27 protein-coding genes, 1 pseudogene and 1 riboswitch are annotated in these 21,882 nt (G+C 55.1%); of the genes and pseudogenes, 16 read left to right on the top strand and 12 right to left on the bottom strand.

The window, feature by feature from the left end; all coding sequences use genetic code 11:
* Window positions 1-90 precede the first annotated feature (90 nt).
* Window positions 91-1,548: a beta-Ala-His dipeptidase gene (gene pepD / locus AC07U6_RS17240; RefSeq protein WP_494761689.1), complete on the bottom strand. Its 1,458-nt coding sequence runs from the start codon at window positions 1,546-1,548 to the stop codon at window positions 91-93.
* 258 nt (window positions 1,549-1,806) lie between these two features.
* On the opposite strand from pepD, the gene gpt reads away from it, so the two are divergent.
* The 3 genes from gpt to crl all read left to right on the top strand — a co-directional run bounded on the left by gpt (window position 1,807) and on the right by crl (window position 4,092).
* Entirely contained in the window at window positions 1,807-2,265 is a 459-nt protein-coding gene (gene gpt / locus AC07U6_RS17235) for a xanthine phosphoribosyltransferase (protein ID WP_105590707.1), read from the top strand.
* A 118-nt stretch (window positions 2,266-2,383) separates the two neighbouring features.
* Window positions 2,384-3,634, top strand: a complete 1,251-nt coding sequence (frsA, locus tag AC07U6_RS17230; protein WP_494761690.1) for an esterase FrsA — start codon at window positions 2,384-2,386, stop codon at window positions 3,632-3,634.
* A 56-nt stretch (window positions 3,635-3,690) separates the two neighbouring features.
* Window positions 3,691-4,092, top strand: coding sequence for a sigma factor-binding protein Crl (crl, locus tag AC07U6_RS17225; RefSeq protein WP_494761691.1), 402 nt, complete (start codon window positions 3,691-3,693; stop codon window positions 4,090-4,092).
* 83 nt (window positions 4,093-4,175) lie between these two features.
* On the opposite strand, the gene ompC is transcribed toward crl, so the two are convergent.
* Window positions 4,176-5,288 (bottom strand): porin OmpC, encoded by a 1,113-nt coding sequence (ompC, locus tag AC07U6_RS17220; protein ID WP_494761692.1) that lies wholly within the window; start codon window positions 5,286-5,288, stop codon window positions 4,176-4,178.
* Window positions 5,289-5,589: 301 nt separating this feature from the next.
* Between ompC and proB the strand changes: the two genes are divergently transcribed.
* From proB to AC07U6_RS17200, 4 genes are all read left to right on the top strand, one after another.
* Window positions 5,590-6,693: a glutamate 5-kinase gene (gene proB / locus AC07U6_RS17215; RefSeq protein ID WP_494761693.1), complete on the top strand. Its 1,104-nt coding sequence runs from the start codon at window positions 5,590-5,592 to the stop codon at window positions 6,691-6,693.
* Window positions 6,694-6,702: 9 nt separating this feature from the next.
* Window positions 6,703-7,956, top strand: a complete 1,254-nt coding sequence (gene proA / locus AC07U6_RS17210; protein ID WP_494761694.1) for a glutamate-5-semialdehyde dehydrogenase — start codon at window positions 6,703-6,705, stop codon at window positions 7,954-7,956.
* A gap of 545 nt (window positions 7,957-8,501) precedes the next feature.
* Entirely contained in the window at window positions 8,502-9,131 is a 630-nt protein-coding gene (locus AC07U6_RS17205) for a LysE family translocator (protein ID WP_494761695.1), read from the top strand.
* Between the two features lie 180 nt (window positions 9,132-9,311).
* On the top strand, window positions 9,312-10,067 hold the full coding sequence (locus AC07U6_RS17200) for a glycosyltransferase family 2 protein (RefSeq protein WP_494761696.1): 756 nt from the start codon (window positions 9,312-9,314) through the stop codon (window positions 10,065-10,067).
* Between the two features lie 363 nt (window positions 10,068-10,430).
* Here the strand turns inward: AC07U6_RS17200 and AC07U6_RS17195 are convergent, their stop codons facing one another.
* Window positions 10,431-10,790 (bottom strand): hypothetical protein, encoded by a 360-nt coding sequence (locus AC07U6_RS17195; RefSeq protein WP_494761697.1) that lies wholly within the window; start codon window positions 10,788-10,790, stop codon window positions 10,431-10,433.
* On the opposite strand from AC07U6_RS17195, the gene AC07U6_RS17190 reads away from it, so the two are divergent.
* The 7 genes from AC07U6_RS17190 (at window position 10,780) to AC07U6_RS17160 (ending at window position 13,922) form a co-directional block, all read left to right on the top strand.
* On the top strand, window positions 10,780-11,049 hold the full coding sequence (locus tag AC07U6_RS17190) for a zinc-binding dehydrogenase (protein WP_494761698.1): 270 nt from the start codon (window positions 10,780-10,782) through the stop codon (window positions 11,047-11,049). The genes AC07U6_RS17195 and AC07U6_RS17190 overlap by 11 nt on opposite strands.
* Before the next feature lie 21 nt (window positions 11,050-11,070).
* Window positions 11,071-11,655: a hypothetical protein gene (locus AC07U6_RS17185; protein WP_494761699.1), complete on the top strand. Its 585-nt coding sequence runs from the start codon at window positions 11,071-11,073 to the stop codon at window positions 11,653-11,655.
* A 30-nt stretch (window positions 11,656-11,685) separates the two neighbouring features.
* A complete protein-coding gene (locus AC07U6_RS17180; RefSeq protein ID WP_494761700.1) occupies window positions 11,686-11,928 on the top strand; it encodes a hypothetical protein in 243 nt (80 codons plus the stop codon).
* Window positions 11,929-11,990: 62 nt separating this feature from the next.
* A riboswitch (Fluoride riboswitch) is annotated at window positions 11,991-12,063 on the top strand.
* A gap of 81 nt (window positions 12,064-12,144) precedes the next feature.
* Entirely contained in the window at window positions 12,145-12,522 is a 378-nt protein-coding gene (crcB, locus tag AC07U6_RS17175; RefSeq protein ID WP_494761701.1) for a fluoride efflux transporter CrcB, read from the top strand.
* A 320-nt stretch (window positions 12,523-12,842) separates the two neighbouring features.
* Window positions 12,843-13,043 (top strand): DUF1656 domain-containing protein, encoded by a 201-nt coding sequence (locus AC07U6_RS17170; RefSeq protein ID WP_494761702.1) that lies wholly within the window; start codon window positions 12,843-12,845, stop codon window positions 13,041-13,043.
* Between the two features lie 32 nt (window positions 13,044-13,075).
* Window positions 13,076-13,465 (top strand): hypothetical protein, encoded by a 390-nt coding sequence (locus AC07U6_RS17165; RefSeq protein ID WP_494764821.1) that lies wholly within the window; start codon window positions 13,076-13,078, stop codon window positions 13,463-13,465.
* The gene (locus AC07U6_RS17160) at window positions 13,395-13,922 is read left to right on the top strand and encodes a helix-turn-helix domain-containing protein (protein ID WP_494761704.1); all 528 of its coding nucleotides are present in this window, start codon (window positions 13,395-13,397) and stop codon (window positions 13,920-13,922) included. The genes AC07U6_RS17165 and AC07U6_RS17160 overlap by 71 nt, the downstream gene beginning before the upstream one ends.
* Here the strand turns inward: AC07U6_RS17160 and AC07U6_RS17155 are convergent.
* Window positions 13,919-14,089, bottom strand: coding sequence for a hypothetical protein (locus AC07U6_RS17155; protein ID WP_494764820.1), 171 nt, complete (start codon window positions 14,087-14,089; stop codon window positions 13,919-13,921). The two genes, AC07U6_RS17160 and AC07U6_RS17155, sit on opposite strands and share 4 nt — an antisense overlap.
* Before the next feature lie 230 nt (window positions 14,090-14,319).
* Here AC07U6_RS17155 and AC07U6_RS17150 point away from each other — a divergent pair, with 230 nt between their 5' ends.
* The gene (locus AC07U6_RS17150; protein WP_494761705.1) at window positions 14,320-14,550 is read left to right on the top strand and encodes a hypothetical protein; all 231 of its coding nucleotides are present in this window, start codon (window positions 14,320-14,322) and stop codon (window positions 14,548-14,550) included.
* A 94-nt stretch (window positions 14,551-14,644) separates the two neighbouring features.
* On the opposite strand, the gene AC07U6_RS17145 is transcribed toward AC07U6_RS17150, so the two are convergent.
* Together AC07U6_RS17145 and AC07U6_RS17140 are read right to left on the bottom strand one after the other, a co-directional pair.
* Window positions 14,645-14,899: a hypothetical protein gene (locus AC07U6_RS17145; RefSeq protein WP_494761706.1), complete on the bottom strand. Its 255-nt coding sequence runs from the start codon at window positions 14,897-14,899 to the stop codon at window positions 14,645-14,647.
* A gap of 205 nt (window positions 14,900-15,104) precedes the next feature.
* A complete protein-coding gene (locus AC07U6_RS17140) occupies window positions 15,105-15,308 on the bottom strand; it encodes a KTSC domain-containing protein (protein ID WP_200547586.1) in 204 nt (67 codons plus the stop codon).
* Window positions 15,309-15,663: 355 nt separating this feature from the next.
* Here AC07U6_RS17140 and AC07U6_RS17135 point away from each other — a divergent pair, with 355 nt between their 5' ends.
* Window positions 15,664-15,858 (top strand): hypothetical protein, encoded by a 195-nt coding sequence (locus AC07U6_RS17135; RefSeq protein WP_200547585.1) that lies wholly within the window; start codon window positions 15,664-15,666, stop codon window positions 15,856-15,858.
* A gap of 164 nt (window positions 15,859-16,022) precedes the next feature.
* On the opposite strand, the pseudogene AC07U6_RS17130 reads toward AC07U6_RS17135, so the two are convergent.
* From AC07U6_RS17130 to AC07U6_RS17105, 6 genes and pseudogenes are all read right to left on the bottom strand, one after another.
* Window positions 16,023-16,661: pseudogene (locus tag AC07U6_RS17130) on the bottom strand (ABC transporter substrate-binding protein); the annotation flags it as partial.
* A 112-nt stretch (window positions 16,662-16,773) separates the two neighbouring features.
* Window positions 16,774-17,439, bottom strand: a complete 666-nt coding sequence (locus tag AC07U6_RS17125; RefSeq protein WP_494761707.1) for an ABC transporter ATP-binding protein — start codon at window positions 17,437-17,439, stop codon at window positions 16,774-16,776.
* Window positions 17,432-18,310, bottom strand: coding sequence for an ABC transporter ATP-binding protein (locus AC07U6_RS17120; RefSeq protein WP_494761708.1), 879 nt, complete (start codon window positions 18,308-18,310; stop codon window positions 17,432-17,434). The genes AC07U6_RS17125 and AC07U6_RS17120 overlap by 8 nt, the downstream gene beginning before the upstream one ends.
* Window positions 18,270-19,121: an ABC transporter permease gene (locus AC07U6_RS17115; protein ID WP_494761709.1), complete on the bottom strand. Its 852-nt coding sequence runs from the start codon at window positions 19,119-19,121 to the stop codon at window positions 18,270-18,272. The genes AC07U6_RS17120 and AC07U6_RS17115 overlap by 41 nt, the downstream gene beginning before the upstream one ends.
* Window positions 19,118-20,185 (bottom strand): ABC transporter permease, encoded by a 1,068-nt coding sequence (locus tag AC07U6_RS17110; protein WP_494761710.1) that lies wholly within the window; start codon window positions 20,183-20,185, stop codon window positions 19,118-19,120. Before AC07U6_RS17110 ends, AC07U6_RS17115 begins: the two co-directional genes overlap by 4 nt.
* Entirely contained in the window at window positions 20,185-21,753 is a 1,569-nt protein-coding gene (locus tag AC07U6_RS17105; protein ID WP_494761711.1) for an ABC transporter substrate-binding protein, read from the bottom strand. Before AC07U6_RS17105 ends, AC07U6_RS17110 begins: the two co-directional genes overlap by 1 nt.
* Window positions 21,754-21,882 lie beyond the last annotated feature (129 nt).

The following is a 21,882-nucleotide window of genomic DNA, read 5'->3' as shown; positions in this document are numbered from 1 at the left end:
TCGCATGGCTTAGCGCGGGTATTCAGCGATACGGTGTCGGCTCGCTGGCAAAGATTATCCAACCCGGAGATTCCCGGGCCGGGAATACTTTTATTTAGCTGGAATAGCCTTCAGCAGTGCGGTCAGCAGCTGCCAGTAAAGGCCAACGCTGGCGATATGCACCTGCTCATCCGGCGAGTGCGGGCCGGTGATGGTGGGGCCGATAGACACCATATCCATCTCCGGGTACGGTTTTTTAAATAAACCGCACTCCAGGCCTGCGTGAATCACCTGAATGTTCGGCGTGCGGTTAAACAGCTTCTCGTAGGTTTCACGTACCAGCGCCATTACTGGTGAGGTTGCGTCCGGCTGCCAGCCAGGGTAGCTGCCTTTTGCCAGGGTTTTTGCCCCCGCCAGCTGGCCGAGCGCGGTCAGCATTTCCACCACGTACTCTTTACCGCTGTCGATCAGGGAACGCACCAGGCTATTGATGACCGCTTCGTCGCCTTCAAACTTCACTACGCCCACGTTCAGAGAGGTTTCAACCACGCCTTTCATCACGTCGGAATTGCGGATCACGCCGTTCGGGGTGCTGTTCAACAGAGCGATAAACGCGTCACGGCTTGCGGCATTCAGCGGTTTTTCGCTGCTTTCCACGGCTTCGGTAACGATCGCGATATTCTTCTCAACCAGGCTCAGTTCATTTTGCAGTGTGGTCAGGTAGCCTGCCGCCAGCGACTTCAGACGATCGACTTTATCGGCCGCAACCGCGAGGGTAGCAAACGCCTCACGCGGAATGGCATTACGCAGCGTGCCGCCGGTGAAGTCGATCAGACGCAGGTCAAGATCCGCCGCGTGGGCGAACAGGAAACGTGACAGGAGTTTGTTAGCGTTACCCAGGCCAACGTGAATATCGCAGCCGGAGTGGCCGCCTTTCAGGCCTTTTAAGGTAACCTTCTGCGTCTGATAACCCGCCGGCAGCGCTTCACGGGTCAGCGGCAGGGTGCTGGTAAAGTCGATACCACCCGCGCAGCCCATGTAGATCTCACCTTCTTCTTCCGAGTCGGTGTTGATCAGAATATCGGCCTGCAGCCAGCCAGCCTGAAGGCCAAAGGCCCCGGCCATGCCGGTTTCTTCGGTCATGGTCAGCAGCACTTCCAGTGGACCGTGCTCAACGCTGTTATCGGCTAAAACGGCCAGTGCAGAGGCCATACCGATGCCGTTATCGGCACCCAGCGTGGTTCCGCGCGCCTTCACCCACTCCCCGTCAACCCACGGTTGGATCGGATCTTTGGTGAAATCATGCACGGTGTCGTTGTTCTTCTGCGGCACCATATCCAGGTGCGCCTGCAGGGCCACCGGCTTACGGTTTTCAAAGCCCGGCGTGGCCGGTTTACGAATCAGGATATTGCCGACCTGGTCACGTTCATGCCAGAACCCCTGCTCTTTAGCCCACGACATAATGTGGCTGGCCAGCGCTTCTTCATGATAGGAAGGGTGGGGAATGGAACAAATTTTGGCAAAAATATCCCACAGCGGCTGCGGGGATAATTGAGACAATTCAGACACGTTGACTCTCCTGTGTCAGCACCACCGACCGCCAATAAGGCAGGGGCGTGCGTTAAATTCGGTTGGACAATTCCCGTCAGCGGATCTGACGCGATGGGGAAATAGTATCACCGTTTATCAGGACCTGCTTGCTTCACCCCGGCAAAAAAGCGGTTATCGACGCCTCTGGTGCTGGTTTTTAGCGCCTCAGATCTCTATAATTTCGCGCAACCTTTCCCATTGCACATTTTTAAGCCAGTTTCTGATCGGGATCTTTTTATGAGTGAAAAATACGTCGTCACCTGGGATATGCTGCAGATTCATGCCCGTAAACTGGCACAGCGCCTGCTTCCTGTTGAACAGTGGCAGGGCATTATCGCCGTCAGCCGCGGTGGTCTGGTACCCGCTGCACTGCTGGCTCGCGAGTTGGGCATTCGCCACGTTGATACCGTCTGCATCTCCAGCTACGACCACGACAATCAGCGTGAAATGAAAGTGCTGAAGCGTGCAGAAGGGGATGGTAAAGGGTTTATCGTGATTGATGACCTGGTTGATACCGGCGGCACCGCGCAGGCGATTCGCGATATGTATCCACAGGCGCGTTTTGTCACTATCTTTGCCAAGCCGGCCGGTCGCCCGCTGGTTGACGATTACATCATCGACATCCCGCAAAATACCTGGATTGAGCAGCCATGGGACATGGGCGTTGCCTATATCCCACCCATCGTTAAAAATTAATTGATGTTGCTCAATGCGCGCCCGGTTTTACCGGGCGCGTCTGTTTTTATCCTTCGCACGCGGACACCGGCTACGATAGACTGGACGCCTGTCCAGAATGCCGGAGGAACTCCCTGTAATGTCGCCGAAAAACCTCAGCGAAGAACTGTTCAAACCGCGTTTTAAGCATCCTGAAACCTCGTCGCTGGTGCGGCGCGTGCGTCATCATCGCCCGATAAACATTAACTCCGCGCTGGATGGCGAAAGCCATGTGGGCTGGTATCGCATGATTAACCGCCTGCTGTGGGCCTGGCGCGGTCTGACCCCGCAGGAAATCAGCGAGGTACTGGCGCGTATCGCGGTCAGCCGGGTGGAGCATACCGACGATCGACTGCTGGATACGGTGATTGGCTATCGTGGCGGCAACTGGATCTATGAATGGTCAAAGCAGGGGGCGCTATGGCAGCAAAAGGCCAGCGAGTGTGAGGACGATCTGCTGTCCGGCCAGCACTGGCTGCACGCGGCGAATCTGTACAGCCTCGCGGGCTATCCCTATCTGAAAGAGGACGAGCTGGCCGAGCAGGCACAGCTGTTGGCAAACCGTGCCTATCAGGAAGCAACCAGCCGCCTGTCGGGCGAACTGCGCGAACTGACGTTCAATATTCCCGACGGCAGTCCGGTAACCGGCTTCCTGCATATGCCGCCGGGCGTATCGGCACCTTATCCAACGGTGATGCTGTGTGCCAACCTCGACTCGCTGCAAAGCGATCACTACCGCCTTTTCCATGACTATCTCGCCCCGCGTGGCATCGCCATGCTGACGCTTGACGTGCCCTCGGTAGGTTTTTCCGCTAAATGGAAGTTAACGCATGATTCCAGCTTCCTCCACCAGCACGTGCTGCGTCAGCTCGAGCAGGTGGCCTGGGTCGATCATACCCGCGTCGGCGTTTTCGGTTTCCGCTTCGGTGCAAACATCGCCGTTCGTTTAGCGTATCTCGAACCCCAGTGCCTGCGCGCTGTGGCCTGCCTCGGGCCGATAGTCCATAGCCTGTTAAGCGATACCGCCTTGCAGGATCGGATACCGGAAATGTATATGGATATGCTGGCCAGCCGCCTGGGGATGTCCAGCACTTCTGACAGTGCGCTGCGCATTGAGCTGAGCCGCTTCTCGCTTAAGCTACAGGGCCTTCTGGGCCGCCGCTGCACTGTGCCGATGCTCTCTGGCTACTGGGCAAACGATCCATTCAGCCCGGAGGAAGAGTCGCGCTCGATCGTCAACTCTTCCGTTAGCGGCAAGCTGCTACCGATTAAGCCTTCGCCCTCAATGAACAATTTCGACCGTGGCCTGCGAGATATTTGCGACTGGCTGGCCCGGCAGTTAAGCGCATGAGTTGCTAAAATCCATGACTTTGCTACAACTATAGGCCCAATCAAGGAGGTTTAACGATGACGTTACCGAGTGGACATCCTAAGAGCCGTTTAATGAAACGCTTTGGCTCCTTAGGCCCTTACATCCGTGAGAACAAGTGTGAAGACGATCGCTTTTTCTTCGACTGTCTGGCAGTTTGCGTCAATGTGAAACCTGCGCCGGAAGAACGAGAATTCTGGGGCTGGTGGATGGAACTGGAAGCTCAGGCGGACCATTTCACCTATGAGTACTACTTTGGTCTGTTTGATAAAGAAGGCAACTGGAAGCCGACAGCCGTAAAAGGTAAGGATAATAATGCCCGCCTCGAAGAGACGTTACGCAACTTCCATGAGCGCCTGAAGGCACTGTTGGTTGAACTGGAACTGGATTTGCGTCCTGCGGCTGATTTTGCCGAGGAGCCGGTAAAGCTGAGTGCCTGATTCATTTTGAGAATAAGAAAAGGCTGGAAGATTCCAGCCTTTGTTTTAAGTAGACACAGCGAGGGGGGGGAAAGTTTTACAACTTAGAACTGGTAAACCAGACCGACAGCAACAACGTCGTCGGTGTTCAGAGACAGTTTGTTGTCGTCTTTCAGCTGGTTAATTTTGTAGTCAACATAGGCGTTCATATTCTTGTTGAAGTAATAAGTTGCGCCCACATCAATGTATTTTACTAAATCTTCATCGCCGATACCGTTCTCGATATCTTTACCTTTGGTCTGGATATAGCCCAGTGATGGACGCAGACCGAAATCGAACTGGTACTGCACCAGCAGTTCCACGTTCTGAGTTCTGTTCGCCATGCCGCTGACGGAAGAACCGGTTACGGTGCTGGTGCCGCTGATTGGCGTCATGTTGCGGGTTTCGGAGTAGATCGCTGCCAGATACAGGTTGTTGGCGTCGTATTTCAGACCTGTGCCCCATGAATCCGCTTTGTCACCGTGGCCGTAAGCCTGAGCCTGCTGCTGGTTAGTACGGTCAGACGAAGTGTAGGCACCGCTGATGCTCACGCCGCTGTCGCCCAGTGCGTAGACCAGTGAGCCGCCGTAACCGTCGCCGTTCTGGCGTGCAACGCTGGTACGGTCGTTAGCGCCGCCCGCGTCATTTTTACCCTGATACTGGAGGGCGAACTTCAGGCCATCAACCAGACCGAAGAAGTTGGTGTTACGGTAGGTCAGCACGCCGGTAGTACGTGCGGTCATGAAGTTATCGGTACGTGCCGTGCCGTCACCGCCGAACTCTGGGAACATATCGGTCCAGGCTTCCACATCGTACAGTACGCCGTAGTTACGGCCGTAGTCGATGGAGCCGTAGCTGCCGAATTTCAGACCAGCGAAGCCCAGACGGGTTTTGTTACCGGTCTGTGCGTCGGTGCTCTCAGTGTTGTTGGCGTTGAACTGATATTCCCACTGACCGTAACCGGTCATCAGGTCATTAATCTGGGTCTGGCCCTTAAAGCCAAGACGAACGTAAGATTTGTCGCCGTTGTTTCCAGCGCTGTCGCTGAAGTAGTGCAGGCCTTTCACTTTGCCGTACAGGTCCAGCTTGTTTCCGTCTTTATTGTAAACTTCAGCAGCCTGAGCGGCGGTGGACAGGGCCAGTGCGGCGGTTAAAATTGCCAGTGCGCTTTTCTTCATTGCTATCAATCCCGAAAGAGTAAAGTTTATGTCCCTTCATATTCCAGACGGCTGCGGGGCAGACTTCGACTGAACTACTTTGGGCTAAGTGGCCCGGAGGCTCTTCTAAGGCAGGAACGTTTTACCTTTTCTCTATTAAACTTTTATTGCAATTTTAAACATTTCTTGTTAATCACGAACTTTTCGACTAGCAAATGGTCAGGGCTTTTTCACGCTTTTCCCCGTCAGGCTGTTGGCTTCCTGCACGACTCCTGTTAAAACGTTTCTTTGCACTCTTTTATGACAAAAACGGCAGGAAATAATGAGCAGCAGCCAGACCCTGGTGGTGAAACTGGGGACCAGCGTACTGACCGGCGGATCGCGTCGGCTGAATCGGGCCCACATCGTTGAGCTGGTGCGTCAGTGCGCACAGCAACATGCGGCTGGCCACCGGATTGTGATTGTTACTTCGGGCGCGATGGCGGCCGGGCGAGAACATCTGGGCTACCCCGAACTGCCGCCTACCATCGCCTCAAAGCAGCTGCTGGCTGCGGTGGGGCAGAGTCGTTTGATCCAGCTGTGGGAACAGCTGTTTTCCATCTATGGCATCCATATCGGCCAGATGCTGCTGACTCGTGCCGACCTGGAGGATCGCGAGCGTTTTCTTAACGCCCGTGACACCATGCGTGCGCTGCTCGATAACCATATCGTCCCGGTCATTAACGAGAACGACGCGGTGGCGACCGCTGAAATCAAAGTGGGCGACAACGACAATCTGTCGGCGCTGGCGGCGATTCTGGCCGGAGCCGATAAGCTGCTGCTGCTGACCGATCAGCAGGGCCTGTTTACCGCCGATCCGCGTAATAGTCCTGAAGCAGAGCTGATTAGCGACGTCCACGCGATCGATGACGCGCTGCGCGCGCTGGCCGGGGACAGTGTTTCCGGGCTGGGTACCGGCGGGATGACCACCAAACTGCAGGCCGCCGATGTTGCCTGCCGTGCCGGGATCGACACCATCATTGCCGCAGGCAGCCGTCCGGGCGTGATTGGCGATGTGATCGCCGCAACGCCGGTTGGCACACGCTTCCACGCTTTTGCAACGCCGCTGGAGAACCGCAAACGCTGGATCTTTGGTGCGCCGCCTGCCGGTGAGCTGGTCGTTGATGACGGTGCGCTTTCCGCCATTCTGGAGCGCGGCAGTTCGCTGCTGCCTAAAGGTATCCGCGATATCAGCGGCAACTTCTCTCGTGGTGAAGTGATTCGTATCCGCAGCCTGCAGGGGCGCGATGTCGCCCACGGCGTGTCCCGCTATAACAGCGACGCCATGCGGATGATTGCCGGCCATCACTCCCAGCAGATTGGCGATATTTTAGGTTATGAATATGGTCCGGTTGCCGTGCACCGCGACGATATGATTGTCAGCTAAGGAATACCAATGCTTGAGCAAATGGGTAAAGCGGCCAAGGCCGCGTCATATCAGCTTTCGGTGCTGTCTACCGAACAAAAAAATCAGGTACTGCTGACGATTGCCGACAGCCTGGAAGCACAAAGCGCGGAGATTCTGGCCGCTAACGAGCTGGATCTTGCCGATGCGCGTCAGCACGGCATGAGCGCCGCGCTGCTGGACCGGCTGATGCTGAATCAGGCGCGCCTGAAAGGGATTGCTGACGACGTGCGCCAGGTGTGCCATCTGGCCGATCCGGTTGGCGTGGTGATTGACGGCAGTAAGCTGGACAGCGGTTTGCGCATTGAGCGCCGCCGCGTGCCGCTCGGCGTAGTGGGCGTGATTTATGAAGCGCGCCCGAACGTCACCGTTGACGTCGCCAGTCTGTGTCTGAAAACCGGTAATGCGGTGATCCTGCGCGGCGGTAAAGAGACGTATCGTACTAACGCCGCTACCGTACGGGTGATCCAGAATGCTCTGCAGCAGCACGGCCTGCCTGCCGGTGCGGTTCAGGCGATTGAGAGCCCGGATCGCGAGTTGGTCAATCAGCTGCTGAAGCTGGATCGCTACGTGGATATGCTGATCCCACGTGGGGGAGCCGGTTTACACAAGCTGTGCCGTGAAAATTCAACCATCCCGGTGATCACCGGCGGTATCGGCGTTTGCCATATCTATGTCGATCGCAGCATCGAGCAGGAAGCGGCGCTGAAAGTGATTGTTAACGCCAAGAAGCAGCGGCCAGGCGCCTGTAACTCGGTGGAAACGCTGTTGATTGATGCCGCCATTGCAGACACTTTCCTGCCGGTACTGAGCGCGCGGATGGCGGAAGAGGGCATTACTCTGCACGCCGATCCGCGTTCGCTACCGCTGTTGGAAAACGGCCCATGCCCCGTTAGCGCGGTGACCGATGCCCAATATCGTGACGAGTGGCTGGCGCTGGATCTTAACGTCAAGCTGGTGGACGATCTGGATGCGGGCATTGCCCATATTCGTGAATACGGCACGCAGCATTCCGATGCGATCCTGACGCGCACCATTCAGCATGCCGATCGTTTCGTTAACGAGGTGGATTCTTCGGCGGTATACGTCAATGCCAGCACCCGCTTTACCGACGGTGGCCAGTTTGGTCTGGGAGCCGAGGTGGCGGTGAGCACGCAGAAGCTGCACGCTCGCGGCCCGATGGGGCTGGAAGCGCTGACCACGTATAAGTGGGTGGCGTTTGGGGATGATACGATCCGCGGGTGATTTCCCGCAGCCTTAGTCAGCCGGCACTTTAGCTTTTGCGTCGTCTGACGGTTTTTTTCCGTATCAGCGATAGCCGAAGCTTTCAGCGAGTGCTGTAGTTTTTGTGTTACCTGGCATTCTTCCCGCGTTGGCAATATTCGGAGTCTGCGCAGGCTGGCGGCTCCTCCGTTGGGCAGGTCCTCGCGCCGCTTTGCGGTGCCTTCACTTCGTTCGTCAGCCGGGCGGACCGCCACAGACGCGCGTCCTGCGCGGCTGTGGCTTCCGCCCACGTCCGTGTGGGCGAATCCTGGCTTCCTCGCTGCGTTCAGCGCTGCGGATGGCCCGAGCGCAGGAGCCGCCAGCCCGCGCTTTAGCTATTGTGCTGCCTGATTGTTTATTACTGCGTTAGTGATGGTTAAAACTACCAGCCAGTGCTAAAGATTTTGTGTTATCCGGCCATATTTTAACTGTCCGGTGTTTTAAGTTGCTGTAAAGCCGCAGAGGCCGAAACCCGATCTCCGGCCCATACCGAACAGTAAATGCAGTCGATACAAGGACTCCAACTCATGATAACACTCAGCCAGATCCTGCCGTTTGCCGCCGTCTCACTCGGCATGGTCCTCACGCCCGGCCCTAACATGATCTATCTGATCTCCCGCTCACTGTGCCAGGGAAAACGGGCCGGTTTCACCTCGCTTACCGGCGTGGCACTGGGCTTTATGTTTTACATGCTCTGCGCCGCACTGGGTATCACCGCGCTGGTGATGGCGGTGCTGCTGGGGTATGACGCACTGCGCTTTGCCGGGGCGGCCTATCTGCTGTGGATGGCGTGGCAGGCGATTTTTGGCGGAAAATCACCGTTTGAGATACGGCAACTGCAACCGGACAGCACGCGTAAACTGTTTACTATGGGGTTGCTGACTAACCTGTTGAACCCTAAAGCGGCGGTGCTTTACCTCACGCTGCTGCCCCAGTTTATTCGCCCGGAGTTGGGCAACGTGCTTGGGCAGTCGCTGACGCTGGGCTTTACCCAGATTGCGATTAGCATGCTGGTCAATAGCCTGATCATCTTTGCCGCTGGCTCCATTGCTACATTCCTTGCCCAGCGCCCCGGCTGGCAAAAAGCACAGCGCTGGCTGATGGGCACGGTACTGGCGGGTTTAGCGGTGAGAATGGTGGTGGACGGCAAGCGCTGAATATTCCCATGTCTCTGCCCGGCATTTTTTGTTATTTTAGCAAATGGAGCTATCCACTATACTCGCCGGGTTTTTCCTTTGGCTTTTTTACGGAAATTATTACCTTTTTTCTCCCACGGCTTGATGAAAGTCTGTCGCTCTTAAGGAATAAGCGCGTCATTAAAGTAAACAGAGGGATCTATGCTGTCAGTTTGTCTGCTTACCTGTAATTCAGATCGCCTGCTCTATGATGTCGTTAAGTCATTAATTCCCGTTGCTGATGAGTTTATTGTGATTGATTCCGGCAGCACGGATCGCACGCTGGAAATTCTCGCTGAACTCGGCATCACCTGCCACTATCACGCCTATACCACCCACGCGCAGCAAATGAACTATGCTGTCTCGCTGGCAAAAAATGACTGGGTGCTCTGCATGGACAGCGATGAAATCCTCAGTGACGAAACTATCGCCGACATCAGGCGTATAAAAGAAGAAGGTCTGAAAAATCAAGGAATTGCCTGGTGCCTTCCCCGTTACTGGTTCGTATTGGGTCAGCCTGTGCGTACTATTTACCCGGTTTCCTCTCCTGATTTTCCTGTCCGGCTTTATAACCGGAATCGGGTAAAGTTTAACGATCGTCCGGTTGACGATGCTGCAGAAGGCGATGTGCAGCGGCAGATATTAGCGGGCTGCGTCAGGCATGATACGTTTTATTCTCTGCATGAGGTGTTTAATAAGCTTAATATTTATACTTCTCGGGTGGTGAAATATAAAAAAATCAGGCCGTCACTAAGCCGTGGAGCAGTAAGCGCGTTTGGTGCGATGTTTAAATGGTATCTGCTGAACGGCTCCTGGAAAGATGGCAAAGTCGGGTTTGTCACCGGTGTGTATGCCGTTGCTTACAGCTTCCTCAAATACTTCAAGGCCTGGTTTTATGCCACGAAAAATAAGCAGTGAGCGGGAACGCGGTTATTATTGAAAAAAAGCATTGATGTCAATTTTACGGTCGGCGGAAAAAACAGATCTGCGAAGATGGTCTGATTTTACTGGTTCGCCTGTCAGCAGGCATTGCAATCCCCGATTTGGCTGTAGCCTACGCTGCCTGTACGGCAGTGAACTTAAGATGTTTAAGCGTGGAGAATTGGCTTTTATTTTATGCTGCCTGTACGGCAGTGAACGCGGCGACTTGCGGGACAATCGCGTTTCCGTATTTCTAAACTATCTGTACGACAGTGAACTTAATGTCGAATACAGGCCTGAATCATGAGCATTTCTAAGTAGCCTGAGCTGCACTTGAACCGATTTCTTCGCCGGTAGTCACTAAACCAGAATCCCCTTCTTACCCCGCTTTTTCAGGCTGTTCACCATCTCTTCCGGCACTTCGCGATCGCTGATGATGGTATCGATTTTCTCCACCGGCAGCACAATGTTGTAACCCTTACGGGCAAACTTCGTCGAGTCGGTCAGCACGATAACCTGCTGCGCCGCTGCGGCCATCACGCCGCTGATGGCATAGCCTTCGTTAAAGGTGGTGATGCCGTTCTCATCATCCAGCCCGTCGGCACCCACAAACATCAGATTGGCAGAGACGTCCCGCAATGCATATTCCGCAATGTTGCCGTGCAGCAATCTGTTCACCACGCCAACCGAAGGCGCGTTCTTTAAGCCGATGACCGTCATTCTGCACACCATGCAGCTGGCCGGTGGCTGCGACGGCAAAGAGGTGATTATTGTTGGCGCGGGCACTATCGGGCTGCTGGCGATGCAGTGTGCGAAAGCGCTGGGTGCACGTTCGGTCACGGCGATTAATATCAACCCTGAGCGGCTGGCGCTGTCGCAAAAGCTGGGGACAGACTACATCTTTAACAGTGCCGAGATGACCGCCGCTGAAATCCGCATCGCGCTGGACTCCAGGCGCTTCGATCAGCTGGTTCTGTAAACTGCCGGCAGTCCGCAAACCGTGGAACTGATCGTCTGGCCGGATGTGGCCCAGGCGGCGGCCAGCGAACAGTTTACTCCCGTCGGGCAGCCTGCCGCGTGGCTCAGTTCCAGCATCAGCGATATTGCCTATGTTTCCGGTGAAGCCGAACAGTTTACCGGTAAGCCCTCTGAGCCGCTGGCGGAGATGTTTCTGGAGCAGGGCGGGTATTTTCTGCTGTGCGACAGTCGTTCTCGCCGTTGGCAAACTCTCGAACAACGGCGCTGGCTGCGGGAAATACTCAGCCCGTGGCAGCTGGCCTCGCATCTGGTGGAGTCGATCAGACCGCTGTGGGTACCTACGGGCAGCCTGCTGCCGGCCTGTATGCATGAGGGCAGTTGCGTTTCACCGTTTGCTGACGATGAAACGCAGCCGCATGCCGTGGTGCTGCGGCTGGCCTGCCATCGCCAGCATCCTGAATACGCCATGCTGATGGCGATGATGCGGAAAAACCTGGCGGCGCAAGGGATCGCGCTGGAGGTGATCGAGCTGGACTATCAGCAGTGGGCGAGCGAAGAGACAGAAGTCGATCTGTGGCTGGGTACGGTGAATTTTCCCGTGCCGTAACAGTGGAACGTAGGTGCCTGGCTGCTGGGCATGCCGCTTCTGCAGCCGCATATCTCCGGCGGCGATGCCGAATGGTATCAACGCTGGCAGCAGCAGTGGCGCGACGGTGCGATCGACTCTCGCCAGCTGGTACAGCAGGTGGTGGAGGCAGGCTGGCTACAGCCGCTGTTCCATCACTGGATGCGACTAAAGGTACCGGAGAATGCACAGGGAATACGTCTGAACAACCTGGGCTGGTTCGATTTTCAAAGCACCTGGATGGAGCCGGAATAGCCGCCGGAAGCGAGGCTGCGGCGGCCCGCTGTTGCAAAAGCGGCGACGACTGATTATCTTGTGGTTCACAAGGTGATGGTGTTCCACCTTTCCCAACCGCCCTGCTCGTAAGGGGCTGATGACGCCTGATAACCCTGACCGTTAACACGAGGTCGGCGTGTCAGGCTATGCGTTTTCTGCCCGCTGGCACCCCGCCTCGAAAGTGCTGAGGATAGCATGCTAAAACCTTTACTGGCCGTAATGATTGGCGGCTGCGCCGGCTGTGTGATCCGCTGGCTGCTTGCCGTGCGGTTCAATTCACTGTTTCCTAATCTGCCACCCGGCACGCTGCTGGTTAACCTGGTGGGCGGGCTGATTATCGGTGCGGCAATGGCGTGGTTTATCCGCAATCCGCAGCTGGACCCCGCGTGGAAGCTGCTGATTACCACCGGATTATGCGGCGGCATGACTACGTTTTCTACTTTCTCGCTGGAAGTCGTCACGCTGTTGCAGGCAGGCAATTATCTCTGGGCCCTGACCTCGGTGCTGGTCCACGTTATCGGATCGTTGCTGATGACGATTGCCGGTTTCTGGCTGGTCTCTCTGCTGTTCTGAATAATGCCAATGCACTGCTATGCAGTGCATTTAATGCGATTCAATCCTGGCTGTCTGAAAGTCAGTATTTGCCGTCCGAATAGCATTATTACTAATTTTACAGACATGAAATAATAAAAACCATCGAGAGATACATAGAATCTGGTAAGGAATGAAATGAGGTGAAATATCGGCTTGTTATATTAAATTTTCACCAGGTGAACTGATTAAATGACGTGCCGGTAAGGGAAATATGACGGGCGTTATTATATTTATTGCTTTATCTGATGTGAAAGGAAAAATCCGGATTACCGCCCTGATTTATCGATGAGCCTTCTATTATGCGTGATGTTATTTTTCTCGGTGTGTCTTTTCCCTGGATTTTAGTCGCTGCAGTGATGGGATGGTGTGGTTATAAGATGGCGATGCTAATACTGATTGAAAGCGGTTTTCAACGAGGATACGGCCACAATCCACTGCTGAATATCGCTTGTTACTGTCTGTGCTTTTGTCTGTGTTATTTACTCCCTGAGGGATGGTAATGACTGGGCTACGAAATCGGTTACTGATTTTGTTGCTATTACCGCTGGTTTGTTTAGGCCTGTGGCAGGTGTGGAACCGTGAACAGAAGGATAACTGGACGCGCGACGGGCGCATCCGTGCTGATATTGTTATTCCCGCCAGCGAAGTCAGTGGGCGGCTCAACCGTCTGTGGGTAAAAGATAACCAGCAGGTCAGGCGCGGTGATTTGTTATTTGAAATTGATGAAAATGATTATTCTATTGCCCTGCAGAAAAGTAAGGCAAATAAAGAGTCGGCGAGAGTAACTATGTTAAAAAAGTATAGTATCTCTCAGCGCCGACAAAATCTGACCAATGCCGTGGTCAGTAAAAATGATGACTTTTGCCGTCATTTATATTGTGCTGCTTTCTTCCGCCCGGTTGCCCGAAAAAACCGGTATTAAAACGTTAAACGGGACGTTGCAGGGGATACTGCTGGCATGCATATGGCTACAGTATGTCTACAGCAGTCTGTTGCTGACGCGATATCCGGATCTGTATTTTCCTGCTCAGTTGCCCGTGATTTTATACGGTGCGCAAATGCTAGCGCGTGAAGCCCTTATGCTGCGTGGGATTACGCTATTAACTACTTTCTACTTTGTTGCTCCTCCGCTCAATATCCAGACGTTTGATTACCATGAGTTTATTAACAACGCTACCGGCTGCTTTGCCGGGATGCTGGGGTTTGCTCTGGGCATAAATCTGATCCTGCCGGAAAAGCACACGGACAGCCTGTCCGGCTTGTTTTCGCAAAAGGAGATTGCCTACACGCTGGGTTACAGCAATCTCTCTTCTTTCATTGCTATGTTTCATAAGGCGACGGGGATGACGCCTCAAAAATATCGTAAAGAGTGCCTTTAGCGATAAACCTCGCCGCAAAGCAGTACTGCTGTAGGGCGGCGTTCATGGAGCCGTTCTGCCATCTGTTCACACGCTTTGCGTGTGGGATAGATGTACTCTGAGACCGGTAGTGCGTCACAGGCATCATGACCGCAGGCGCTGACGAGTAATACGAAGCCGATTAGCATTGCTCACTCCTTTGGCAGATTGGGACCACTTTCAGTATAGGCGATAAGCCACACAATAGCCTTCGCGGCCTGTCTCACGCCAGTGGTTTCAACAGGCTACCGCACATTCCAGTCAATTATGCGATTCGCATTTTCATTAAGGATGCGGCCACTATCACGAATGTTCCGACTCTTACTGTCAGCGTGCGCAGATACGCTATGCTTTATATTTAACCAACGAGGAGGAGAGAATGAGCGGCGAAACAGATTTACCTATTTCTAGCGAAGAAGAAGTGTGCAACATCATCGGCAAGGCAGTGGTTGATCTCAGCGTTAACGGACAGCCCGTCAATAAAGCCACGCTTGGACTAAAGCTGTTATCCATGGCCGATCAGGATAAAGATGACGAACGTATTTTACTTTACTGGATTGCCCGCCGGGCGATCAATCAGCCGCATAAATTTGCGGAGGCAGGTTATTGATACTGCCTGCAACCGGTGCGACTGCCACCGGAGTCAGCGGTCCGCCCGGTTTCTCCCGGGCGGCCATTACGGCCACGGCTGAATCCCATTGCGTTTAGTGCTCATCACGTTCTATCACGATCTCCGCCGGGCAGCTTTCATCCGCTTTCACCCGACGATATTCCGCCTTACCCTGATAAACATAAATACAGGCACGTCCCGCATTACCCCCATTCTGCTCCTGGCTCAGTGAAACGGTGACCTGCTGCGCCCGGCTGCTGAGCGGCAAAAGGCTGCATGCCAAAGCGAACACGATCGGGGGTACGGATAGGTAGGCGCGGAAATTCGGGTGGCGGTTGCGCGAAGGCATCGGACGTCCTTATGAAACGGAATGTAACCTGAGGTAAATCTCTATTGATGTCGCTATTTTAACGCATTGTGCCGGTTAGCATAGATGAAACGCGGGGTTAAATAAATTTTCTGTGAGAAAGGCTGCATTGCAGGTAGAGCCAGGCAGCCATCCGGGGGATTCGCTCTCTATCCGGCGGGCAAAGTTGACTCCGCCGGAGAAGCAATCAGTGCTGCGGATAATGCTGCTTTATCTGTTCGTAAAAAAAGAGTCCCTTCGATGGGGCGGCCATAAAGAAGTGCCAGGTGGTCAGGGGAACGTTATTGTAGGTCAGTGTTCCATGTTTCAGCGTTTCTACCTCGAGAATCCGTTTTTCCATGTCGTAGGCTACGGTTCGAATAACGGATGAGGCTACGGACTGTCTTTTCATTCTGCACCTCTCAGCTGTCATTGGTGGTTAAAATTTAGACGATAGAGGGCATTTTGGCATTGTTTTCGATCAATTATTTATTTTTTTTAGATTGAAAAATAATCAGGCGGGAAAAAATTACCTCGGAAAGTGGAAATCCAACTGCACTTTCCGAGGCTATGCAAATGCATAATACATTACGGGGTTCACTCTAACGTTTTTTTAATCTGTACACATTTATTTTTATTGTACAATTTTAAACATTGAGAAAAGTGAACCGGTACAGTGGCGGGGGGCAGCCTTTCAGGCAGCAAAAAGGGTAACGAAAAACGGCTAAACTTGCTAAAGTTCGCTTTTTCACTGTGTTAGGATTTTTATGTCGAACGAAATTGCACATCCATCCAGCAGCCCAAAGCAGGCTGCCCTTCAGTTGGTTATTGAACTGGTCAGAGCCGGTAAACTTAGTCCATTACAGGGCGATGCCAGCAATATGATCTCGATTTACGAGCAGTTTAAGGCTCACTTCGAAGCGGATAAACACAAGCACTCTTCGGATTCTGCTATCTCCTGAGTGATATTGCCGATTATCCTGGCGGGTAGGGCAGTTGCCATACCCGCTTTTTCTCCCGGCGAGTTTTCGCTTTTCTTACTCACGCGGTCGAAGTAAAGCAAACTCACGCCAATTCCCTGATACGCCCCCTCAACCTGCTTGCCCAGCCCAACCTGCTTTTGCCTCTGTAGCGGCACATAATTGCTTATCGTATAGGCGGCACTGCCGGCGGAATGGGTATGCAGCCAGCCGTTACCCAGATCATCACCCTGCGTATGCTGCTGTACCAGCTTGCTGTCCACTACCGAGGCGATCGGCGAGGTCAGCAGGCGCAGAGCAAGATCCTGACCGATTGGCGATACCCAGCGAATTTCAATCTGGTTGTCGCCGTGAGGGGTGAACTGCGCATCGATGTTTTCCGGCGTCCAGCCAAATTCTGCCAGGATAAACGCCGGGGTTTTATTCAGTTTCACCGCGCGGGTCAGTGAGTAGATCACATCCTTGCTGGTGACTGGGTTGCCGCTGGCGAACTTCGCGCCTGGTTCGAGGGTAAACAACAGGCTGTGCTCACTGCTGCCCGCCTGCCATTCGGTGGCCAGAAAAGGGGCCAGCTTGCGCGGGTCGTCGATACCCGGCTTCAGCAGCGTTTGGTAGACATTAATCAGGCTACTGGTGCTGACGGTTTCGAAACTTTCGGCGGGGTCAAAGCTGATGATGCCATCCAGCGAGATAGCCACAATCAGCGTATCGGCAGGCGTTGCCGCCTGCACCGTACGTCCGAAAATCAGGGCGCAGGCCAGCGCCAAAGGAGCAATTTTTCGCATGATGATGTCCTGAAATAGTGGGGTATATCAGGACTATAGGCGCGTCATGCCGGATCGGAAATGCCGGCTCTGACTAAGGTTAGCTGATAAAGATAATTGTCGGATCAACGGCTTAGCCGACGATCCTGCCCTTATCCATATGCACCGCGCGATCGCACATGTGAGCGATCACATCCGGATCGTGACTCACCAGTACCATGGTCAGATGATCCTGCTGCTTAAGCTGATTAAGCAGGTTGAGGATCTCCGCCTGCACCGACATATCCAGCGCGGAGGTGGGCTCGTCCAGTAGCAGGATCTTCGGCTGTAGCAGCAGCGCACGAACGATAGCCACGCGCTGGCGCTGACCACCGGAGAGCTGGTGCGGATAGCGATCGGCCATTGCCGGGTCCAGCCCAACGTGGCGAAAACCGTCGTTGATGCGATCGTTGATGTTATCCGCCTTCAGCAACTTCAGCGGCTCGGCCAACGTACGGCGCAGTCGATGGCGTGGATGCAGCGAAGCATACGGGTCCTGAAACACCATCTGCACGTCGCGGCGTAACTGGCCGGTAAAGGCTTTGCCCGGCTCGGCCTGGTGGTTCGCCAGCCGCATCGTGCCCTGCCAGTGCGGATTCAGCCCGGCCATCACCCACAGCAGCGAGGATTTACCACAGCCGGACGGGCCGACCAGGCCAAAGCACTCACCGGCGTTAACCGACAGGGTGACATCTTCTACCACGGTGCGCAGCTCATAACCCTGGCGGTGAGCCACGCTGAGCTGGTTTAACTCAATCATGTTTAACTCCCCCGATCAGCGCGGCGCGATCAAGCACCGGCAGCGGTTTACCGTGGGTGGATTTATTTGGCCGGCAGGACCACAACGTCCGGGTGTAGGGATGCGTGGCATGCGGTAAATCAGCGGCGGGCAGGGTGTCGAGAATATCACCCTGATACATCACCATGACTCGCTCGCAGTGCTCGGAAACCTGCTGCAAATCGTGGCTGATCAGCAACAGGCCCATATTGCGATCTTCCACCAGCTGGCGGATCAGACCCAGCACCTGATCGCGCATCGCGTGATCGAGCGCGGAGGTCGGCTCATCGGCAATCAGGAATCGCGGTTCGGCAATCATCGCCATCGCCAGCATCACGCGCTGGCCCATCCCACCGGAAAGCTGGTGAGGATAGCGTTCCATCAGTTGGGCGGGCTGCGGCAGTCCGACCGCCGCCAGGATATCGCAGACCTTTTCTTTGATTTCGCTGCGGCTGAAGTTGCCGTGCAGCTTGAGTGGTTCCGCGACCTGCCAGCCGATGGTGCGCATCGGGTTAAGCGCATATTTCGGGTCCTGCATCACCATGCCCAATTGGCTGCCACGCAGCTGGCTCCAGCGGCGTTCGCTCAGCGTGAGTGCGTTTTCACCGGCAATACTCAGCGTACGTGCCTGCAGGCGCAGGGAAGGGGAGAGCAGGCCCATCAGGCTGCGGGCGGTCAGCGATTTGCCGGAGCCGGATTCACCGACCAGCGCTACGCGCTCGCGGCCAAGGGTAAAGCTGATATTTTTTACCAGCGCCGCGCCGCCGGGGGCAGAAATCGTCAGGCCATCCGCCACAATCGGCGCATCAGCATTAGTCACCATTACGGGTATCCAGTCGGTCACGCAGGCCATCGCCTGTCAGGTTAAAGGCCAGGCTGGCAAACAGAATTGCACCACCGGGAACGGCAGCGACCCACCACTGGTCGAAAATCACTTTACTGCCTTCGGCCACCATCGATCCCCACTCCGCGGTAGGTGGCTGAATGCCCATACCGAGGAAGCCCAGGCCGGCGGCAGAGAGAATAATGCCACCGAGGCTGAGGGCTGCGCGCACCACGGCGGTAGGCAGGCACAGCGGCAGAATATGGCCGAACATCAGGCGCAGGCCGTTAATGCCCTGCATCCTTGCTGCCGCCAGATAGTCACTGCGGCGCAGCGCCAGGGTTTCCGCGCGCGCCTGGCGGGCAAACGGCGGCCAGCTGGTCAGCGCCAGCGCCAGCGCACCGTTCATCAGCCCCGGCCCCATCATCGCCACCAGCGCAAGCGCAATCACCAGGTTAGGCAGCGAAAGGAAAATATCGGTAATACGCATCAGCACGCGTTCACTCCAGCCGCCAAGGTAGCCAGCGCTGATGCCAATCAGCATGCCGACAGGAATGGTCAGCACCAGAATCAGCGATACCAGCAGCAGCGTCGGGCGCGCACCGTAAATCACGCGGGAGAGCAGATCGCGGCCAAAGCCGTCGGTGCCCAGCCAGTGGCTGGCGGAAGGCGGCATCAGACGTACAGCCATTTCCTGCGCGTTCGGATCGAAAGGTGCCAGCAGCGGTGCGAACAGGGCGGCAAAAATCAGTATCCCGACCAGCGTCAGGCCCACGGTCAGGGTGATGTTTCGCCGTTTTTTAAACGGTTTTACCGTTTCGGAATCAAGAGCTTGCGTCATCGTGTCCTCGGGTCGGTCAGGTAGGTGAGCGCATCGGCCAGCGCGTTGATGACGATAAAGCAGCTGCCAATCAGCAGGGTTGAGCCGAGAATCGCGGGCGTATCGGAGGCGAACAGTGCGGTAGTCATATAGCGCCCCACACCCGGCCAGGCGAACACCGTTTCCGTCAGCACCGAGCCTTCCAGTAGCGTGGCGTAGGAGAGCGCAAGCACGGTAATCAGCGTTCCACGTACGTTAGGGAAAATGTGCAGCAGCAGAATGCGTCCCCGGCTGGCACCTTTCGCCCGCGCCAGCGTGACATACTCTTTGCTGTTCTCTTCCAGCAGCGCGGCGCGCAGCAGACGGGTAATGGTTGCCATCGACAGCAACCCCAGCACGACCACCGGTAGCCACAGGTGAGCGATGGCGTTGCGGAACATTTCAGGATCGCCGGATAGCAGGCTGTCGATCAGCACCAGCCCTGTTTTCGGTTCCAGAGTATAAATCCAGATATCATCCAGCCGCCCCGGCCCTGCCGACCAGTGCAGTACCGCATAGAACAGCAGCAGGCCCAGCAGACCGAGCCAGAACACCGGTACTGAATAGCCCAGAAGGGAGATCAGCCGCGCGACGTTATCCAGCAGGCTACCCGGCTTCCACGCCGCCAGCAGCGCCAGGGAAATGCCGAAAACAGCGCCGAAGATCATCGCGCAGGTCGCGAGCTCAATGGTAGCCGGGAAGGTGCGCAGCAGATCGCTGGCTACCGGCTGATTGGTAATACTGGAAATGCCGAGATCGCCGCGAACCAGGTGTTCCAGATAGTGCCAGAACTGTAATGGCAATGGCTGGTCGAGGCCAAGATCTCGCCGAACCTGCGCATAGGTTGATTCGCTGGCGTGATCGCCGGCGATCTGCAGCACCGGATCGACCGGGGAAAGATGGGATAAACCGAAGGTGAACACCAGCAGACCGAGCAGCGTTACCACCAGCGAAATCACGACGCTGAAGGCACCGCTGCTGCGGCGCCAGAACAGCCGTGTACTGCTTTGACGCGGTACACGATCCTGAGCAGCAGGTGCCGCCATTATTTACTAACCTGGCTGTAATAAACCATGTCCGGGTTGATCCCCTGCACGTAGCCTTTCAGATTATCGCGCAGGGCAACAAGGTTACGCGCCTGCAGGCCGACCACGTACGGCGAGTTCTGCTGAATTTCACGCTGCATTTTGTGGTACAGCTCAACGCGTTTTGCCGGATCGCTTTCGGCGGTGGCCGCCAGTGTCTGCTTGCTCAGCTCAGGGATATGCCAGTTGGAGCGCCACGCCAGCGTTTTGCTGCCGTCCTCCGGGTTATAGGCGAAGGCGGCGGCGTTGGTGTTCGGATCGAAGTAGTCTGCGCCCCAGGCGTTCAGCGTGGCTTCATACTGATGCGCTTTCACTCTAGTCGAGACTTCTGAACTAATCCCCGGCAGCACCTCAACCCTCACCCCACCTTTCGCAAAGCTGGCCTGAAGGGCCTGAGCAATATCCAGGTACGGCGGCTGGTTACTGACCGACAGCTTGAAGCTGACGTTTTTCAGCCCGGCTTTTGCCAGAATCGCTTTGGCTTTTTCCGGATCGTAGGTGAACGGATTATCGTTCAGCGCGCCAAGGAAACCTTCCGGCAGGAAGGACTGATGAACCTGGAACTGCCCTTTCAGCAGGTCGTTGGCGATGCCTTTATAGTCGAACAAATAGCGTGAGGCTTCCCACAGTGCCGGGTTTTTGAGCACCGGATTGGCATCAATATTGAACTGCACGTAGTACAGCGAGGCCATCGGCACCGCGAGGGTTTTCACGCCCGCTTTATCTTTTAGTGAGGCGATCTGATCGGCACCCAGGTTACGTGCAATATCGGCGTCGCCCTGTTCCAGCAGCAGACGGCGAGCGGCCGGTTCCGGCACGTTTTTAATCAGCACGTTTTTCAGCTTGGGTGCACCGGCCGGAGAGCTCGGGTTGGCGCTGAGCAGTACCACTTCATGGGGAATATATTTGCGGATCTGATAAGGGCCGCTGCCCGCAGAGTGCTGGGCCAGCCACTTATTGCCGAAGTCGCCATTTTTCACATTGGCCGACACGATTTTTTCATCAACGATTGATGAAACCGGGGCTGCCAGCAAACTCAGCACGTAGGTCGGGCTGACATCTGCCGTCCAGCTCAGTTGAACGTGTTTATCGTCGATTTTTTTCAGATGCGAGTCAACGTTATCTTTCGTCCAGCCAAGCTGCGCCAGAATAAATGACGGATCGAGGTTCAGCTTTATCACGCGGGAGAGCGAGAAAATCACGTCTTCTGGTCGCAAAGGGTTGCCGGAAGAGAAGGTCGCACCATCGCGCAGGGTGAAGGTCATACTGCGATTATCGCTGCCGGGTTTCCATTCGGTGGCGAGCGTCGGCTTCAGATCGGTCGGATTCTGCGGATCGGACTGAACCAGGCGCTGATAAAGGTTGGTAAATGCCTGTACGGAGGTCAGTTCAAAACCGTCTGCCGGATCGAAGCTGTTGGCATCATCGATAGACTGCGCAATGACCAGCGTGTCGGCCGGGGTCGCCGCCGTTGCGGCAAAGGATGCCGCCAGCGCCAGTGCAATAACTGAGGGGACTGTAAATTTCATGACGTTTCCTTACCTTACATTTTTTTCGCGAGTGTAAGTGAACAACCGATAAGAGCAATAGTAGATTATTCGCTATCGATATGCGCGAACGTTATAAGAGGAGTCGAAAGGTTATAACCTCGTCCTGTA

The sequence above is a fragment of the Erwinia sp. GW821-FHT03D09 genome, assembly GCF_059420805.1.
Note: the sequence above shows the minus strand (reverse complement) of the source record. Positions and strands in the feature narration are given on the sequence as shown.

Bases quoted from the DNA above. Each gene is read 5' to 3' on its own strand.
- gpt (WP_105590707.1), top strand. From the start codon at position 1,807: ATGAGTGAAAAATACGTCGTCACCTGGGATATGCTGCAGATTCATGCC.
- frsA (WP_494761690.1), top strand. From the start codon at position 2,384: ATGTCGCCGAAAAACCTCAGCGAAGAACTGTTCAAACCGCGTTTTAAG.
- crl (WP_494761691.1), top strand. From the start codon at position 3,691: ATGACGTTACCGAGTGGACATCCTAAGAGCCGTTTAATGAAACGCTTT.
- ompC (WP_494761692.1), bottom strand. From the start codon at position 5,288: ATGAAGAAAAGCGCACTGGCAATTTTAACCGCCGCACTGGCCCTGTCC.
- proB (WP_494761693.1), top strand. From the start codon at position 5,590: ATGAGCAGCAGCCAGACCCTGGTGGTGAAACTGGGGACCAGCGTACTG.
- proA (WP_494761694.1), top strand. From the start codon at position 6,703: ATGCTTGAGCAAATGGGTAAAGCGGCCAAGGCCGCGTCATATCAGCTT.
- AC07U6_RS17205 (WP_494761695.1), top strand. From the start codon at position 8,502: ATGATAACACTCAGCCAGATCCTGCCGTTTGCCGCCGTCTCACTCGGC.
- AC07U6_RS17200 (WP_494761696.1), top strand. From the start codon at position 9,312: ATGCTGTCAGTTTGTCTGCTTACCTGTAATTCAGATCGCCTGCTCTAT.
- AC07U6_RS17190 (WP_494761698.1), top strand. From the start codon at position 10,780: ATGACCGTCATTCTGCACACCATGCAGCTGGCCGGTGGCTGCGACGGC.
- AC07U6_RS17195 (WP_494761697.1), bottom strand. From the start codon at position 10,790: ATGACGGTCATCGGCTTAAAGAACGCGCCTTCGGTTGGCGTGGTGAAC.
- AC07U6_RS17180 (WP_494761700.1), top strand. From the start codon at position 11,686: ATGCCGCTTCTGCAGCCGCATATCTCCGGCGGCGATGCCGAATGGTAT.
- crcB (WP_494761701.1), top strand. From the start codon at position 12,145: ATGCTAAAACCTTTACTGGCCGTAATGATTGGCGGCTGCGCCGGCTGT.
- AC07U6_RS17170 (WP_494761702.1), top strand. From the start codon at position 12,843: ATGCGTGATGTTATTTTTCTCGGTGTGTCTTTTCCCTGGATTTTAGTC.
- AC07U6_RS17160 (WP_494761704.1), top strand. From the start codon at position 13,395: ATGATGACTTTTGCCGTCATTTATATTGTGCTGCTTTCTTCCGCCCGG.
- AC07U6_RS17155 (WP_494764820.1), bottom strand. From the start codon at position 14,089: ATGCTAATCGGCTTCGTATTACTCGTCAGCGCCTGCGGTCATGATGCC.
- AC07U6_RS17150 (WP_494761705.1), top strand. From the start codon at position 14,320: ATGAGCGGCGAAACAGATTTACCTATTTCTAGCGAAGAAGAAGTGTGC.
- AC07U6_RS17145 (WP_494761706.1), bottom strand. From the start codon at position 14,899: ATGCCTTCGCGCAACCGCCACCCGAATTTCCGCGCCTACCTATCCGTA.
- AC07U6_RS17140 (WP_200547586.1), bottom strand. From the start codon at position 15,308: ATGAAAAGACAGTCCGTAGCCTCATCCGTTATTCGAACCGTAGCCTAC.
- AC07U6_RS17135 (WP_200547585.1), top strand. From the start codon at position 15,664: ATGTCGAACGAAATTGCACATCCATCCAGCAGCCCAAAGCAGGCTGCC.
- AC07U6_RS17125 (WP_494761707.1), bottom strand. From the start codon at position 17,439: ATGATTGAGTTAAACCAGCTCAGCGTGGCTCACCGCCAGGGTTATGAG.
- AC07U6_RS17120 (WP_494761708.1), bottom strand. From the start codon at position 18,310: ATGGCCTGCGTGACCGACTGGATACCCGTAATGGTGACTAATGCTGAT.
- AC07U6_RS17115 (WP_494761709.1), bottom strand. From the start codon at position 19,121: ATGACGCAAGCTCTTGATTCCGAAACGGTAAAACCGTTTAAAAAACGG.
- AC07U6_RS17110 (WP_494761710.1), bottom strand. From the start codon at position 20,185: ATGGCGGCACCTGCTGCTCAGGATCGTGTACCGCGTCAAAGCAGTACA.
- AC07U6_RS17105 (WP_494761711.1), bottom strand. From the start codon at position 21,753: ATGAAATTTACAGTCCCCTCAGTTATTGCACTGGCGCTGGCGGCATCC.